Origin of the sequence: Gordonia oryzae (assembly GCF_003797185.1) — a bacterium.
Lineage (GTDB): Bacteria > Actinomycetota > Actinomycetes > Mycobacteriales > Mycobacteriaceae > Gordonia > Gordonia oryzae.
In genome coordinates, this window is sequence record NZ_RKMH01000001.1 from 401,429 (window position 1) to 417,844 (window position 16,416).

Annotated in this window: 13 protein-coding genes and 1 pseudogene; 7 read left to right on the forward strand and 7 right to left on the reverse strand. The window is 65.9% G+C overall.

All coding sequences use genetic code 11. From position 1 onward, the window contains the following. Nucleotides 1-81 precede the first annotated feature (81 nt). The gene (locus EF294_RS01785) at nt 82-1,899 is read left to right on the forward strand and encodes an acyclic terpene utilization AtuA family protein (protein WP_123925286.1); all 1,818 of its coding nucleotides are present in this window, start codon (nt 82-84) and stop codon (nt 1,897-1,899) included. Beyond that, complete coding sequence (locus EF294_RS01790; RefSeq protein WP_123925287.1) at nt 1,896-3,398, forward strand: CoA transferase; 1,503 nt, start codon at nt 1,896-1,898, stop codon at nt 3,396-3,398. Before EF294_RS01785 ends, EF294_RS01790 begins: the two co-directional genes overlap by 4 nt. Nucleotides 3,399-3,412: 14 nt before the next feature. Here EF294_RS01790 and EF294_RS01795 read toward each other — a convergent pair whose 3' ends face one another. From EF294_RS01795 to EF294_RS21765, 4 genes and pseudogenes are all read right to left on the reverse strand, one after another. Continuing rightward, entirely contained in the window at nt 3,413-4,405 is a 993-nt protein-coding gene (locus EF294_RS01795; RefSeq protein ID WP_123925288.1) for an isopenicillin N synthase family dioxygenase, read from the reverse strand. Nucleotides 4,406-4,463: 58 nt separating this feature from the next. Continuing rightward, on the reverse strand, nt 4,464-4,820 hold the full coding sequence (locus EF294_RS21755; RefSeq protein ID WP_246007622.1) for a cryptochrome/photolyase family protein: 357 nt from the start codon (nt 4,818-4,820) through the stop codon (nt 4,464-4,466). A gap of 4 nt (nt 4,821-4,824) precedes the next feature. After that, nucleotides 4,825-5,367 (reverse strand): cryptochrome/photolyase family protein, encoded by a 543-nt coding sequence (locus EF294_RS21760; protein WP_246007609.1) that lies wholly within the window; start codon nt 5,365-5,367, stop codon nt 4,825-4,827. Nucleotides 5,368-5,543: 176 nt separating this feature from the next. Continuing rightward, a pseudogene (locus tag EF294_RS21765) lies at nt 5,544-5,633 on the reverse strand (hypothetical protein); the annotation flags it as partial. Nucleotides 5,634-5,925: 292 nt separating this feature from the next. Between EF294_RS21765 and EF294_RS01805 the strand changes: the two are divergent. From EF294_RS01805 to EF294_RS01815, 3 genes are read left to right on the forward strand one after another with little or no spacing between them, the layout of a single operon-like run. Further along, on the forward strand, nt 5,926-7,389 hold the full coding sequence (locus EF294_RS01805) for a DUF3375 domain-containing protein (protein WP_123925289.1): 1,464 nt from the start codon (nt 5,926-5,928) through the stop codon (nt 7,387-7,389). After that, nucleotides 7,386-8,243, forward strand: coding sequence for a DUF4194 domain-containing protein (locus EF294_RS01810; protein ID WP_123925290.1), 858 nt, complete (start codon nt 7,386-7,388; stop codon nt 8,241-8,243). Before EF294_RS01805 ends, EF294_RS01810 begins: the two co-directional genes overlap by 4 nt. Further along, nucleotides 8,240-11,584, forward strand: a complete 3,345-nt coding sequence (locus EF294_RS01815; RefSeq protein ID WP_123925291.1) for an ATP-binding protein — start codon at nt 8,240-8,242, stop codon at nt 11,582-11,584. The genes EF294_RS01810 and EF294_RS01815 overlap by 4 nt, the downstream gene beginning before the upstream one ends. 24 nt (nt 11,585-11,608) lie before the next feature. Here EF294_RS01815 and EF294_RS01820 read toward each other — a convergent pair whose 3' ends face one another. Both EF294_RS01820 and EF294_RS01825 read right to left on the reverse strand, forming a co-directional pair. Next, on the reverse strand, nt 11,609-12,064 hold the full coding sequence (locus tag EF294_RS01820) for a DUF5313 domain-containing protein (RefSeq protein WP_123925292.1): 456 nt from the start codon (nt 12,062-12,064) through the stop codon (nt 11,609-11,611). A gap of 196 nt (nt 12,065-12,260) precedes the next feature. Beyond that, nucleotides 12,261-12,614: a VOC family protein gene (locus tag EF294_RS01825; protein ID WP_123925293.1), complete on the reverse strand. Its 354-nt coding sequence runs from the start codon at nt 12,612-12,614 to the stop codon at nt 12,261-12,263. A 277-nt stretch (nt 12,615-12,891) separates the two neighbouring features. Here EF294_RS01825 and EF294_RS01830 point away from each other — a divergent pair, with 277 nt between their 5' ends. Both EF294_RS01830 and EF294_RS01835 read left to right on the forward strand, forming a co-directional pair. Continuing rightward, nucleotides 12,892-13,365, forward strand: a complete 474-nt coding sequence (locus EF294_RS01830) for a M15 family metallopeptidase (protein WP_123925294.1) — start codon at nt 12,892-12,894, stop codon at nt 13,363-13,365. Between the two features lie 44 nt (nt 13,366-13,409). Continuing rightward, nucleotides 13,410-13,964 carry a hypothetical protein gene (locus EF294_RS01835; protein WP_123925338.1) on the forward strand — a complete coding sequence of 185 codons (555 nt, stop codon included), beginning with the start codon at nt 13,410-13,412 and terminating at the stop codon, nt 13,962-13,964. Nucleotides 13,965-14,094: 130 nt separating this feature from the next. Here the strand turns inward: EF294_RS01835 and EF294_RS01840 are convergent, their stop codons facing one another. Beyond that, nucleotides 14,095-16,332: an NADP-dependent isocitrate dehydrogenase gene (locus EF294_RS01840; RefSeq protein WP_123925295.1), complete on the reverse strand. Its 2,238-nt coding sequence runs from the start codon at nt 16,330-16,332 to the stop codon at nt 14,095-14,097. Between the last annotated feature and the right edge of the window lie 84 nt (nt 16,333-16,416).

A 16,416-nucleotide genomic window follows, 5' to 3' on the forward strand; every position in this document is an offset into this window, starting at 1 on the left:
GCGTCGGTGGCGACGCGAAACACCGATATCGGCCGCCTACGGCCGATCGATGCCAGGCAGACAACGCGAAGGAGCGTATCGATGACCGCGCGACGACCCATCCGCATCGCCAATTTCTCCGGCTACCTCGGCGACCGCCGGACCGCCATCGACGAGGCCATCGCCGGCGATCCCGTCGACGTCCTGATGGGCGACTATCTCGCCGAGATCACCCTCGCCTCACTGTCGGCGGTGCACCACCGTGACCCCTCCCGCGGATACGTCGAGTACTTCGTACGTCAACTGCGCCCGCACCTGGCCACGATCGCCGAGCGCGGCATCAAGGTCGTGACCAATGCAGGCGGGTTCGCACCCGACCGGCTCGCCGAGGCATTACGGACCGAACTCGCCGACGCCGGGGTCACTTTGAGCGTCGCGCACGTCGAGGGCGACAACATCCTCGCCGACCTCGCCGACCTGCAGACCGCCGGTCATCGCTTCGACAACCTGGATTCGGGTGCGCCGCTCGACACCTGGGCAGCCAAGCCGATCGCGGCCAACGCCTACCTCGGCGGCTGGGGAATCGCCGGTGCGTTGCGCGCCGGGGCCGACATCGTGGTCTGCGGCCGCGTCACCGATGCGTCACTGACCGTCGGTCCGGCGGCCTGGTGGCATGACTGGTCCGCCGACGACTGGGACGCGTTGGCCGGCGCCGTGGTCGCCGGCCACATCATCGAATGCGGTGCTCATGCGGTCGGTGGGAACTTCTCCGGCTTCCTCGAGATCCCCAACCGCACGACGCCGGGTTTCCCGATCGGTGAGGTCGCCGCCGACGGCACCTGCGTCATCACCAAACACGCCCGTGACGGGGGAGCGGTCACCGCCGACACCGTCACCGCTCAACTCGTCTACGAGATCCAGGGCCCGATCTATCTCAACCCCGATGTCACCGTCCACCTCGACCACGTACGGGTCGATCAGGCCGGCCCCGATCGGGTCACCGTGTCCGGCGCGGCCGGAACGCCGCCGCCACCGACCACCAAGGTCGCCCTCTTCGGCGCAGTCGGCGCGAGCGTGGTCAACACGGTGTTCGTTACCTCACCGCATGTCGATGAGAAGATCGCCCTCATTCGCGACCAACTGAACCGGGATCTTCCCGACGGGGTGCAGATTGACCTCACCCAGGTCGGAGAGCCTGCCGACGAACCCGAATCCCAGTGGGCGGCAACGGTGGCGTTGCGTGTCATGGCGGTCGCCGGCGATGCCGAAACGCTGACACGCGCGGAGATGGGGTCACGCCTGGGCAGCCTGTACCTGCAGGGTATCCCCGGCTACTTCCACGACGGTGCCGCCGGACTGCATTCGCGTCCCCAACCCCGGGTCGACTACTGGCCGGGCCTCCACCCACAGAGTGCACTGCACCACCGGGCGATCCTCGACGACGGCACCGTCATCGACGCAACCGTGCCACCCGCGACCGAGACGGCCCCCCAACCCGTGCATCCCGAACCGGGTGAGGCACCGCTACCCGAGCGGGTGACCCGCGCCCCGCTGGGCACCGTCGTCCACGCGCGCAGCGGTGACAAGGGCGGCAACTCCAATGTCGGTGTGTGGACCCCGGATCCGCGGGTGTGGCCGTGGCTGCGGCGATTCCTGTCCACCGACGAGATCCGCCGCCTGATCCCCGAGACCAAGGACATCGACGTGGTGCGCCACGAGTTCCCCGATCTGCGGGCGATTCACTTCGTGTTCAAGGGCCTGCTCGGCACCGGCGGATCGGCGAACCTGCGAATCGACCAGGTGGGCAAGGCGATCGGGGAGTATCTGCGCTCGCGTCAGGTGCTGATCCCCGACGACCTGCTGACCGCCGACGCGACCGTCCCCGACCTCACCACCGCCGACCACGAGGAGCTGGTGTGACCACCCTGACCGACCGACTGCGCGCGGCCATCGCCGCGCCGGCCACCGACGACTCCTTCGATCCCGCAACAGAACTCGCCGATGTCCTGGGCGGCATCGGCATGTCGGCCGAGGACACCGGCGGCACGGTCACCTTCGACGGCGCCGACCCGGTGGTGCCGAGTACCTTGCGCCTCGGAGGCGCGTCGGCCATCGCACTCGCCGCCAAGTCTGCCGCCGTCGCCAAGCTGTGGCAGGTCCGCGGTGGCCCCGGCCAGGACATCGCCGTGGACCTGCGGAGCGCACCACATCGGTTGTGCCCGTTCTATGATCGCCGCTGGGAGATACTCAACGGCTATCCGCCGGCCACCCCGTCGAATCCGTCGAACGCGCTGGGGTTCCGCTTCTACCGCACCGGTGACGACCGTTGGATGATGCCGCTGAACCCGTATCCGAAGATCAAGGTCGGCGCGCAGCGACTCCTCGGGGTACCCGACGACAAGGATGCCGTCGCGTCAGCCATCGCAAGCTGGAAGGGCGCCGAACTCGAGGCCGCCGCCACCGAGGCGGGTGTCGTCCTGCCGATGCTGCGCACCACCGCCGAACTCCTCGACGAAGCGCACTATCGGGATGTTCTCGCCGACATGCCGCTCATCGAGATCACCCGCATCGCCGACGGCGACCCTGTCCCACTGCCCGGAGTGGCCGACCAGCCCCTCGACGGCATCCGGGCGTTGGGCATGGGGCATGTGATCGCCGGTGCCGGGGTCGGCCGGGCACTGGCCCTGCACGGTGCTGACGTGCTCAACGTATGGCGCCCCGACGAACTCGAGCACGACGCGACCTATGCCACCGCCAACGTCGGCGTACGGTCGTCGACGATCAATCCCTACGGCGCCGACGGTGCCGCCCGGATTGGTCGGCTGCTCGGCGACGCCGACGTGTTCTACGCGAACCGCCGACCCGGCTACCTCGACAAGATCGGACTGTCCGCCGATGCCGCCGCCGACGGACATCGCGGGATCGTCTACGCCACCGCCTCTCTCAACGGTGAGCAAGGCCCGTGGTCGTCACAGATCGGATTCGATCAGACCGCGGGCAGCCTGACCGGGATGATGCTGCTCGAGGGCGGGGGCGACACACCCAAGCTCCCTCCGATTCTCGTCGTCAACGACTACATCGTGTCGTGGTTGCTGACCGCGGGAATCGTCGAAGCCCTCACCCGCCGCGCCCGCGACGGCGGCAGCTACCGGGTGCATGTGTCACTGACCCGGGCTGCACTCTGGATCATCGGGATGGGTGTGTTCGATCGTGGTTACGCCCACGGGATCGCCGGCACCGATGTCGGCGACGGCGCTCATCACTATCTCGATCCCGAGACCTTCGCCGCAGACACACCGCTCGGGGCGTATCAGGGTGTCACCGACCAGGTTCGGATGAGCCAGACGCCGGGTCGCTACCGCACGGTGCTGGTTCCGCGCGGCTCGTGTCGGCCGGAATGGCTTGCACGGCCGGACTGATCAGACCGGACTGATCAGTAGGCGGATGCCGGGCCGAGCGGAGTGATCCCGTGATGTCGTTGTGCCACATCGGGATGCGCACGAACCCGAGACTTCCAGGCGTTCTCGCCGTAGGTACTGAAGATGGGATTGTCCGGGTCCGCCTCGACACCACGTGACAACGCCGCCAGCTCCGGCGGCAGCTCGATGATCGGGATCGTGGCGTCCAGCGCCGGATTCAGGAAGAACGGGATCGAGACGCGATCGGTCCCGGGGCGCGGCGCGCGCACCCGATGCCGGGTCGCGCGCAGGTAACCGCCGGTGGCCACCTCGAGCAGTTCGCCGATGTTGACGATGAACGCGCCCGGCTTCGGCGGCACGTCGACCCAGGTACCGTCCAGCGTTTCCACTTGCAGCCCTTCGGAATCCGGCTCCACCAGCAGCAGCGTGAGGACACCGGAATCCTTGTGTGCACCGACGCCCTGGTCCCGGTCGTCGCTGCCCGGATAACGCACCACCTTCAGCAGGGTGGCCGGACGGTCGGTGAACGCGTCGTCGAAGTACCCGGCCGGCGCTCCGAGTGAGGCCGACCAGTGCCGCAGCAGGCGTACGCCCACCTCCGATACGGCGGCGATCCACCCCTCGAATGCCTCACGGAATCCGGTGGGGCGCTGCGGCCACAGATTGGGGCCCTGCAGATTCCAGTATCCGTGGGCACCGTCGACGACGGGCCGGTCCGGGCCGATGTCGATCTGTTCGCGCCAGTCGACGAGTCCGTTCGTCAACTCACCGCCGAGACGTGAATAGCCCCGGAACGCCGGACTGTCCAGCTGGGAGATCCGCGCCTTTTCCGCGTTTGGCAACCCGAAGAACTCGCGGGCGAGTCGTAGGACCCCGTCGATCTGCGCCGGCGCGATGCCGTGTCCGCCGAGGTAGAAGAACCCGTGCTGGTGGGCGGCCTCGCGCAGCGCGGTCCTGAAGGCCTGCCCATCGGTCTCGGCTGCGGTGAGGTCGAGGGTCGGCAACATGCCCCCATTGTGGCACCCGCACGTGCGCCCAGCGGTCCGAGAGACCGTTCGCGATCGGTCAGTCCAGCCACCGACGGCCCGCGCGTAGGTGGGCGGCGCTGGTTGACGGTTCCATGCGCTCGAGGTAGGCGACCGCGAACGACGACCGGCGGTTGTGTTCGAGAACGTCGCGATCATCGGCGACGAACGTCCAGTACAGGCCTTCCCACTCCGCGCACCACGGCCCCTTGCGAAGGTCGGACATCTTGCGCAGGTAGTTGCTGCCCGAGACGTACGGCTTGGTGGTGATGGCGGTGCCCGCAGCGACCTGGCTCATCCCATAAACGTTGGGCACCATCACCCAGTCGTAGGCGTCGACGAACATCTCCATGAACCACCGGTGGACCTCGTCGAAATGGGTTCGTAAAAGACACATGGCATTACCGAGGATCATCAGCCGCTCGATGTGTTGCGCCCAGCCGCAGTCCAAGACGTGGCGCAGAACCCGTCGACAGCTTGAGACCGGTCCGCCCGGTCCACCAGCCCGGCGCGAGTGCGCGACGGTGCCCCAGCCGATCGGCGGTCCGCATCGTGCGACCGTGCACCACGTAGGTAGCCCGCATGTACTCGCGCCACCCGATGAGCTGACGGACGAGTCCCTCGAGCCCGGCGAGTCCGATCTCGCCCTGCCCGCCGACCTCGAGTGCGCGGCGCAGCACCGGCCGCGGTGACAGCAGACCGATGTTGAGAGTGGGGGTGAGCATGGCGTGGAAGAGATATGGGTTGGCGGTGCTGATCGGGTCCTCGTAGGGGCCGAAGCCGACGAATCGCTCGGCGAGAAAGTCCTCGAACAACGTGCACGCCCCGCGGTGGTCGGTAGCCCACCGAAACGCCCGCGCATCGCCGGGATTGTCGGGGAACTCCTCCTCGACCCATTCGATGGCCGTGGCGATCTGCTCGTCCGGATCGGGAAACCGCGGCACCGGCACCTCGAGCCGCGGGGGAGCGGCTTGCGGTTCTCGGCAGCGAGGTCGATCCCGGCGCCAGCCAGCGCAGCACGCACGTCGGCGGCGAGCCAGTCGTCGACGACATCCTTGAGATGCACCGACGACGGGCGCAGCCGCTGCGCGAACCGGCGCATCGACACACGATGCAGGATCAGCTTCTGCCGGTGGAAGCGGTACCGGCGAAACAGCAGATCGTGCTCGACGAGAACGAACCGTGTGCGGGCTCGGCGTTCAGATGTCACTCGAACAACCGGTGCGGCATCACCAGGCGCAACTCGGACATCGGTGGATCACCCTCTTCTCGCAGCGATCGTGACGAGAACCGTCTTTCCCGTACGTCCCTTCCCCGGAGTTCGGCGCCTCGCGACATGCGGATCTCCTCGTCCGGTCGCCTCGGCGTGTCGGCGGGGTTGTCCACAACGGCTCGGACGTGGCGTGGGCCACTGTTGGCGGACATGGGAGACTACCTGGCGGCCCGACCACCAACCCCGACCCCGAGAAGCAACCGAACCCGAGACGAACCACGAGGCGGCGATGGACAGTGCGACTGAGCCCACGCTCATGCAGGCGTGGGAGACCAACCGATCGATCCAACGATCCGCAGCCGTTCGGCTGTTCGCCGCGACCAACTCCGCGCTCTACGTGACGTTGATGGAGCGCCACCTCGACTTCGGGGCGCGCCGGTCGGAAACCGATCTGGCGATCCGGCTCGAACGCGATATGGCCGAGCTCGGCGTCGGCGACCAACCCCACGGCATGGATCTGCTCAAACTGTGGGCCAAGAACGGTTGGCTGCATCGGATGGCCGACCCGGTCGTCGTCAACCAGAACCTGTGTTATCTCACCCCCGAGGCGCGCTCGGTGCTCGACTACATGCGGCGGCTGCGCCGGGAGGACTCGGTGGCCACCGCCGGCTCGATCAACGCCATCGCGGCGGGTTTGCGGCGCGTGGCCGGTCAGGTCAGCGACGACCCGAGCTACATCCGTGAGGACCTCACCCATCAGATCGAGGAACTCGACGCCGAACTCGCCGACCTTGATGCCGGTCGACGGCGCCGACCCGATCTGCGGGCCGCCGAGGACGAGGCCCGCGCCATCGCCTACCAGATGGAGCAGATCATCTCCGACATCGGGCAGTACGGCAGCATGCTCGACCGCATCACCACCGCGCTCCTCGACGATCCGAATGACTCCGATCTGGCCTATCGGGACCGGCAGCGGCAGATGTTCGACGACTACGAGGCCTTGCTGGAATCTTCGCAGAGCGCGTCCTATCACGCGTTCACGCATATGATCGGCGACCCGACCCAGCGGGCCCGGCTGGTCTCCGACATCGAGACCGTCACCGCGCATCTACCCGCCATCGATCCGGGCTTGCGGTCGGTGATGGACAACTTCTTCGTGCTGGTCACCCAGCAGATCGATGAGGTCGGCCGGATCCGTCGTCGCTGTGCGCGGCGTATCCGCCGGTTCGTCGCCTCGGGAACCCTCGAACAGGGTCGCGGAATCGCCCGCCAACTCAACGACGCCCTGGCCACCGCCAATGAACTTCTCACGATCTCTCTCGCCGATCGGCGGCTGGGTTACGAATTGCCGCTGGCCACTCCCGCGCTGACATCCAACGGGCGTCTCGCGTTCGAGATCCGCACCCCCGAACCCCCGCAACCGGCGGTGCCCGCGACAGGGGAGACCGATCTCGATTCGTTCGTTTCGCTGGCCGGCCAGGTCGACACCGTCGAACTCACCGAGGTGGTCAACAACGCGGTCGTCGACGGTCCGGTGGCGTTGTCCGAGGTCATCGATTCCCTCGACGACCCCTACCTCGCTCACGTGATCGTGTTGTGGTCCTGGGCGTTACGGCAATCGCCGGCCACCGGCGATGCCGCGGCTACCGAATCCATCCGATTCCGGTCCCTCGACGGCGAGGACCGTCTCATCGAGATTCCTGCCCTGCATTTCACCGAACCCATCCCCACCGCGGAGGTCGACGTCCTGTGACCGAACAGTCAGAACGGTTTCCCGCCAAGGGGTTCAGCGCCAAAGAGTTCAGTACCGAGGAGTTCAACGGCTACGACGACCTGCCCGCGGTGAGCCGGACCGCCGTCGAGGAAGTGAAGGTCCCGCGCTTCGACGGGGACGTCTCGGCGATGCCCGACCGCGCCTGCTGGGCGTTGCAGAACCTGCTCACCCGCCGCTACGTCAGCGGCGACCGCACCCCCCAGCTGTGGTCCTGGATCGTCGAATACCAGAATTGCCTGCGCATCCGTCTGTCCGAACTCGATCTGCGGCTGCGCCTGGTCACCGAACTCGAGGTGGCCTTCGTCGAGCAGGTAGGCTACGACTCCCGTTGGGGCAGAAGACTACTCAAGCGCGAGACGATTCAGGCCTATGACGCGATCCTCGCCCTGCACCTGGCCAAACACATGCGGGCCGCGCGCGAGGACCAGGTATTGATCACCCACGAGGAGATCCACGAGCTGTTCGCCGGCGTCTCCAACACCATCGATCGTGACCTCGCGCTGTTCGACAAACGCATCGACAAGGCGATCGACAAGCTCGAAGAGCTCGAGTTGCTGCGCCGCCATCGCGACGACCCCGACACCTTCACCGTGAGCCCGGCGATCACCGCGATCATGACGGCATCGGTGATCACCGATCTGCAGCACCAGTTCGAGCAGTTCATCGGTGCCGGCGAGGAGGCCGAGGCGCAGACGCTCGATCGCTCCGCGCCCGAATCCGGTGACGGCGACGGTTCGGGGTACCTCACCGGCAGCGATCACGACACCCTCGCTGACGACACCGAGGATGACGACGTGGCAGATGACGAGACCGATGAAGGAGATGACTGGTGAGCGATCGTGTCGACCAGTTCCACCTGTCGCGGCTACAGCTGATCAACTGGGGCGTCTTCGACGGGTATCACTCTATTCCATTCAGCGCCAACGGTTCTCTGGTAACCGGGTCATCAGGCAGCGGCAAGTCCTCGCTTCTGGACGCCATCTCCCTGGCCTTCCTGCCCGACCATCGGCGCAACTTCAACGCCTCCGGTGACGCCACGGCGGCCGGATCGGCGAGTGGTCGGCGTACGGTCGGCAAGTACGTGCGTGGAGCGTGGGGCGAGCGTCGCGACGGCGTAAACTCGACGCGCGAGATCATGTACCTGCGCGGCACCGGGCCGGCGTGGGCAGCCATCGCCGTCACCTACACCTCCACCTCGGGCGTGTCGATCACCGGCCTCGTCCTCAAGTGGCTCGCTGCGGGCAAGATGACCGACGCCCACAGCGCCTACTATCTCGCCGACGGCGACCCTGACATCGTGGATGCCTGTAACGAGTGGGCGGGCAACGGGCACAACGCGGCCCGGCTCCGTGAGCGTGGTTGGCGGGGCGGTCCCGGCGAGGGCAAGTACCTCGCGTCGCTGTACTCGCTGATCGGCATCCGTGGCTCCGATGCTGCCCAGCAGTTGTTGGGAAAGGCCAAGTCGCTCAAGAGCGTCGGAGGGCTGGCCCAGTTCGTCCGTGAGTTCATGCTCGACGAGCCGACCAGTATCGCGGGTATCAAGGACGCTCTGGAACAGATCGATCCGCTCGTCGAGGCCCGCGAATTCCTGGATGTCGCGCGTCGCAAACGCACCATCCTCGGCAACATCGAGGCCGTTCAGGAACGGTATGCGACCGAGTCGGCGAAGTTCTCGGTGCTCGACACCATCGACAGCGCGACCATCCGTGCCTATGTGACCAACCTGCGGATCCGCAACGCCGAGCCGGAGATCGTTGACCTCGACGATCAGATCGCCCGTCTCGACGGCGATCTGGCCGCGCTGACCGCTCAGCACGATCAGCTGCGCCAGGATCACAGCCATCTGCTGTCGCGAATCTCCTCCAGCACAGCCGATCTCGCGCCGCTGCAGGAGCAGCTCGCCGCGGCCGGCAAAGCGGCGAGTGAGGTGTCGATGCGGCGGGCGTCGTTCGACTCGAAGATGTCGGCGCTCGATGTGGAGATCCCCGAGTCGGCCGAGGACTTCTGGGAGACACGCGAATCCCTCATCGAGGAGGCGACACGTCTTGACGGCCAACTCGAGGCCGGCAAGGGCCACTACGCCGAACTGCTGGCCGCCGAGGTCGCCGCACGGAGCCGTCGCGACGCCGCCGCCGCCGAGTTGACCCGGGTGCGCGAGGCCGGATCGGCGCTGCCGCGCGCCGAGCACGAGATGCGCCGGGTCATTGCCGACGCATTGCAGCTCGACGACTCCGAATTGCGTTATGTCGCAGAACTCGTCGAACTCGACCCCGCTCAGGAGCGGTGGCGCCCGGCGGTGGAGAAAGTGCTGCGCAACGCCGGTCTGCGACTACTGGTGCCGGATCGCCATTTCCATGCCGCCCTGCGGTTCGTGAACACCCACGACATGCGTGGGCGGATTCAGTTGCATCATGTCGAGCGCCGCACGGCGGTGCTGCCCGACCCGGGCACCCTGGCCGCGACCCTGCGTCTGGTCGATCCGGAGCACCCGAGCGCGACCGAGGCCCTGACGCTGCTCGCCCGGCTGGGCAATTACGTGTGCGTCGACGATCCGGCCGAATTCGCCGACCATGCCAAGGCGGTCACCGATCGCGGGCTGCGCAAGGACTCCGCGAAGCTGGCGATCAAGGACGACCGGCAGGCACTGCGGCCCTCGCAGTACATCTTCGTCGGCAATGTCGACGCGAAGGTCGCCGCGCTCGGTGAGGAACTCGATCACGAGGACAGCATCCATGCCGCGGCACGTGAGGCCACCGCCGTCCTCGAACGCGAGCGGGCCGACAAGCAACGCCGCCGCGACCTGTATCGCACTGTGTGCGAGCAGTTCACCCAGTGGAGTGAGATCGACGTCGAGTCCGCTGACGATCGCGCCGAGCGGCTCTCGGAGCAGTACGAACTGTTGATGGAAGAGCATCCCGACGTCGAGGCACTGCAACGCAAGGCCGAGGAGATCTGGGAGCAGGTTCGCGCGGCGATCTCCCAGGCCGCCCTCGTGCGTGATCGGATCGCCACCCAGGACGAGCGCCGAACGCAGTTACTCGACCTCGTCGACCGCCTCAAAGCCGAGGACATCTCCGGTCCTGCACAGGCCGCGCTCGACACGTTCCGTGAGGATTCTGCAGCCACCCTCGATGTGCTCGCACCGGATCCCTACCGACAGGAACTGATCAAGGCGGTCGGGCGCGACCGGGATCGGATGCGCGCCGATGCGCGCCGCTCGCGGGACGAGCTGGCTCGTATCCTCGCGACCTACGACGAGGAGTTTCCCGACGAGATCCCGAACGACAGCAGCGATTTCGACGAGCGCATCTATGACTACGTCGCGTTGTGCCGCCGCATCGACGAGCGGGAGCTACCCGCGGCCTACGAGCGGATGCGCCGGCTCATCACCGAACAGGCGCCGGGTGCGATCCTCAACCTGCACATGGCCGCCGACGCCGAGGAACGCCGAATCGTCGAGCAGATCGAGCGAGTCAACACAGGCTTGGGTGCGGTCGCGTTCAATCGTGGCACCCGGCTACGCCTGCAACCGGGACGCAAGAACCTCGGGGCCGCAGCCGAACTCACCGAAAGGGCGCGTCAGATCGCGGGGCGGTCGACCGCCGTCGCGTTCGGCGACGAGCAGGCCATCCTCGAGCAGTACGCCGACATCCTCGTGCTGCGCGAGCGCCTGGCGGGGGCGACCCCGGAGGACCGGCAGTGGACTCGCGACGCGCTCGACGTCCGCAACCGTTTCGACTTCTACTGTGAGGAGCACGACGCCGAGACCGGGGAGACGATCCGCACCTACAGCAACGCCGGCGACAATTCCGGTGGCGAGCAGGAGAAGCTCATGGCCTTCTGCTTGGCCGGCGCATTGAGCTTCAACCTCGCCAGCCCGCATGGCGACGACAACCGACCGATCTTCGCGCAGTTGATGCTCGATGAGGCATTCTCCAAGTCCGACCCGCAGTTCGCCCAGCAGGCGCTCTCGGCATTCCGCAAATTCGGCTTCCAGCTGATCATCGTTGCGACCGTGCAGAACACCAGCACCATCCAGCCCTACATCGACAATGTGGTGATGGTGTCGAAGTCGGAGGCGGCCGGTGGTCGCCCGGTGGCGACGGCGACGTCGACCTCGATCGGTGCGTTCTCCGACCTCCGGCGCGCGTCAGGTAAGAACCGGCTCATCTGACCCGAACTCCCGGGCGTTTGGAGGCTAGCGGCCGGCCCCGCGGTACTTGCGGTGGTACTCCGCGTACACGTCGGCGTTCCTCTCCTTCTCACGACGGGAGACCAGATCGGGATCGAAGCCGTGCTGCGACAACCGGTAACGCCGGTAGACGCGGTTGAGCGCGACCGAGAAGAAGATGTAAGGGATGAGGATGGGCACGGTCATGTTGGCCCGGATCAGCCAGTCGGCCGGCACGAACAACATCGGCACGAGGATGATCACACAGGGCACGGCCCACCAGGCGACCATGCGCAGGGTCGCATACGGTCCGGTCAGATCGTGGAAGACCCAGTCGCGCATCGAGTCCGGGAGCTTCGCCCCGTAGTGGTACTTGATGTACTGCAGCCCGTGCGGTCGATCACCGTCACGGCCGGAACCAGATCTCGTCGAGGTGTCCTGCGATCCACGCGATGTCGCAGTACGACGGTTCGTGTCAACCATTGAGTCTTCCCCTTGTCGGTGACCGGACATTGCACTTGAGTTTCCCAGACCGACGATCGGCACGATACTCCGGTATACGACTTCCTGAAATCGAGTAATCGGCAACCACTGAATCAGTGGTGCACGACTGAACTGTCCGAGGTGTATGCGCGGTGACGCCACGGCGGTCCGGCCGACGACGTCACCGCGCGCGAACTCAGCGCGCGAGGGGGCTGTAGAACACCAGCCCGTTGCCCTTGTTGTCATAGACCACCGCGCGCCGTTCGTGCGCGTCGTCGTAGGGGCCCTTGACGATGCCGCCTCCGCTGGCCTCGATCGCCTTGGCAGCCGCGTCGACGTCGGCGGTCTTGATCCCGACCACGACTTGTCCGGGAATCGGATGATCGATCTCGGTGGCCAGAGCCAGGGTGACCGGTCCGCCGTCGAGGGCCGCGAAATGCGCGCCGTCGCGGAACTTGAGTGTCATACCAAGCGAGTCGACGTAGAACTTGATCGACTCGTCGAGATCGTCGGTGGACAAGATGATCATCTTCACTTCGTAGTCACTCATCGAGAACTCCTCATCGTCGGGGTTCTCTCAGCGTAGATCCGAACGCCGACAAGACACCGAGGACCACGAGAAGTCGGTGGCGAACGCACGAAGTGTCCGGGATTGCGTCGGTTCCCGCCGTGGGACCCGATACCTGCCGCGAAACTCACTGCCGGAGGGTCGCAGAAGGCACAGGAACCGAGTACCTCCGACCCTGGTCATCGACGCCATCGTCAATACCCGCTTTACTGGTGTCGTGACTCTTGCTCTCGGGACTCCCACAAACCCACGTCGAACTATGGTTTTGGTGATGATCGCGGCCGCGGTGGTCCTTACCTGGTCGGCCTCCGCGCCGCACGCACTCGCGGACGAGAGAACTGGTGGCCTCGATCCGGTCCTCGGCACCGCATATGCGCAGGCATCGGCGGCAGCCCGCGCCGACGGCGTCCCCCTGCACATCACCTCCGGCGCGCGGACGCCGGCCCAGCAGCAACAACTGTGGGATGAGGCGATCGCCACCTACGGCAGTCCGGCGCAGGCTCGCCGGTGGACGTTGCCGCCGTCGGAGTCGACGCATGTCGGGGGTCATGCCATCGACGTCGGACCACGGGCCGGCGCTCGGTGGCTGCAGGTCAATGGCTCCCGCTGGGGCCTGTGCCGCACCTTCGACAATGAGTGGTGGCACTTCGAGGTTGCGACCATTGCGGGCGCCCAGTGCCCACCGGCCTGGCCGGATGCGGCCGCGCGGGTCGACGCGCATCGGGGTGCTTGATCATGACGACCTCCCCACCGCTCGGGATCTGCGACGATGGACAGATGTCAGAGCTGACGTATGAACAGTTCGGCCGCCGTTTCTTCGAGGTGGCCGTCACCGAGAAAAGAGTGGGGAGCGCCTTCTCTGCGATCACCGGCGACTCCTTCGACGTGGGACCGATCCCGTCGGGGCCCGGCGGGATCGCCAAGGTCCAAGCCCGGGTGAGCATCGACGAGCCGCAGATCATCCGCGATATTTCCGAGCTGATCACCTTCACCGTGCGCATTCCGCTGTCGATCCGGCTGCTCGTCGATCTCAAGGTCGATCGCATCCGGTACGACGTCGAAGGGTCGGTGCAGCTCGCCCTCACCGCCCGCGCGGTCGAACCCCTGGAACTTCACATCGACGTCACCCCGCCTCGTCCAGCGGATGTGACGGTGGGAGTCGCGTCGCGCAATCTGCGGGGTGAGATCATTCGGCTCGTCGCGCAGGTCGACGACGAGATCAAGCGATTCATCGCACGCGATGTGGCCGCCAGGATCGAGGCTCCAGAGGTTACCAGTGCCCGGATCATCGACGTCGAGGCCGAACTCGGCCGGGCCTTCGAATCCATGTAGGGCGCAATCACACTGGGCGCACTGGGCGTCGGAGACCGGAGGACATGCGGGTGCTCAACGGCGCGAGCCCCGATCCCCGGTACACAACCGAGAAGCGGGGCTCGTCAGTACAGAACTGGTCGGCGATGTGTCAGCCCCGCACGGACTCCAGTGCCGCGTTCAGTGTGGCGCTCGGGCGCATCACCTTGTCAGTGAGGTCGTTATCGGGGGCGTAGTAGCCGCCGAGATCGACCGCGGTGCCCTGGGCGTCGTTGAGCTCGGTGACGATGGTCTGCTCGTTCTCCTCAAGCGTCTTGGCCAGCGGCGCAAAGTGCTTTGCCAACTCAGCGTCGTCGGCCTGTTCCGCGAGTGCCTTCGCCCAGTACAGCGCGAGGTAGAATTGGCTACCGCGGTTGTCGAGTTCACCGGTGCTGCGTGACGGACCCTTGTTGTTCTCCAGCAGCTTGCCGGTCGCGGCGTCGAGCGCCCTGGCCAGCACCTCCGCCTTCGGGTTGTCGTTCTTGCGGCCTAGGTCCTCGAGACTGACCGCGAGCGCCAGGAACTCCCCGAGCGAATCCCACCGCAGGTGGTTCTCCTCGATCAGCTGTTTGACGTGCTTGGGCGCCGAGCCACCCGCACCGGTCTCGTAGAGCCCGCCACCAGCCATCAGCGGCACGATCGAGAGCATCTTGGCGCTTGTCCCGAGCTCCAGGATCGGGAACAGGTCGGTGAGGTAGTCGCGCAGGATGTTGCCGGTCGCGGAGATGGTGTCGAGGCCGCGGATCAGACGTTCCATCGTGTATCGAATGGCGCGCACCTGCGACATGATCTGGATGTCGAGGCCCTCGGTGTCGTGATCCTTCAGGTAGGTGTGCACCTTGGTGATCAGTTCGTTCTCGTGCGGACGGTAGGGATCAAGCCAGAAGACCACCGGCATACCGGATTCCCGGCAACGGGTGACGGCGAGCTTGACCCAGTCGCGGATCGGCGCGTCCTTGACGATGCACATGCGGAAGATGTCGCCCTCTTCGACGTCCTGCGACAGCAGCACCTCGCCGGTCGCGAGATCGGTGATGTTGGCGACGCCGTCGGTCGGGATCTCGAAGGTCTTGTCGTGCGACCCGTACTCCTCGGCCTTCTGCGCCATCAGACCGACGTTGGGCACGGTGCCCATGGTGGTGGGATCGAACTGCCCGTTGGTCTTACAGAAGTTGATCATCTCCTGATAGATGCGAGAGAAGGTCGACTCGGGATTGACCGCCTTGGTGTCCTTGGGCCGGCCGTCGGCGCCGTACATCTTGCCGCCGGCGCGGATCATGGCCGGCATGGACGCATCGACGATGACGTCGCTGGGGGAGTGGAAGTTGGAGATGCCGCGTGCCGAGTCGACCATCGCGAGCTCCGGGCGATGCTCGTGGCAGGCATGCAGATCGTCGATGATTTCTTCCTTCTTCGACGCCGGCAGCGACTCGATCTTCGAATACAGATCCGAGAGGCCGTTATTGACATTGACGCCCAATTCGTCGAAGAGCTCGCCGTGCTTGGCGAATGCGTCCTTGTAGAAGGTGCGCACCGCGTGACCGAACACAATGGGGTGACTGACGCGCATCATGGTCGCCTTGACGTGCAGGGAGAACATGACGCCGGTCTTGTAGGCGTCCTCCATCTGCTCCTCGTAGAACTCGATGAGCGCCTTTTTGCTCATGAACATGCTGTCGATGACGTCGCCGGCGTCGAGATGCACCTTCGGCTTGAGCACGACAGTCTCGCCGGCGGCGGTGATCAGTTCCATCTTGACGTCGCGGTCTGCGTCGAGGGTCATCGACTTCTCGCCGTGATAGAAGTCGCCGTGACGCATGTGCGCAACGTGCGTACGCGAGGCCATCGACCACTCGCCCATGCTGTGTGGATGCTTGCGCGCGTACTCCTTGACCGCCTTGGGCGCTCGACGATCGGAGTTACCTTCGCGCAGAATCGGATTGACTGCGCTGCCGAGGCACTTGGTATAGCGATCCCGGATCGCGCGCTCCTCGTCGGTCTTCGGGTTGCCGGGGAAATCAGGGATCTTGTAACCCTTGTCCTGCAACTCCTTGATGGCGGCAGTCAGCTGCGGCACCGACGCGCTGATGTTGGGGAGCTTGATGATGTTGGTGTCGGGATCCTGGGTCAGTCTGCCGAGTTCGGCGAGGTTGTCGGGAACCTTCTGTTCGTCGCTCAGGTAATCGGAGAACTCGGCCAGCACTCGGGCGGCGACGGAGATGTCGGAGGTCTCGACGTTGATGTCCGCGGCGTCGGCGAATGTCCTGATAATCGGGAGAAAAGCGTGCGTCGCCAGCATGGGCGCTTCATCGGTCAGCGTGTAGATGATGGTCGGTTTCTCCGCGCTCATATCTGCCTTACTCTCCAGTCGTGGTCACGCAGCGCCCGGATTCGTGTTGTCCGGGCGGTACCAGTATCGCGGGCGGGCGACATC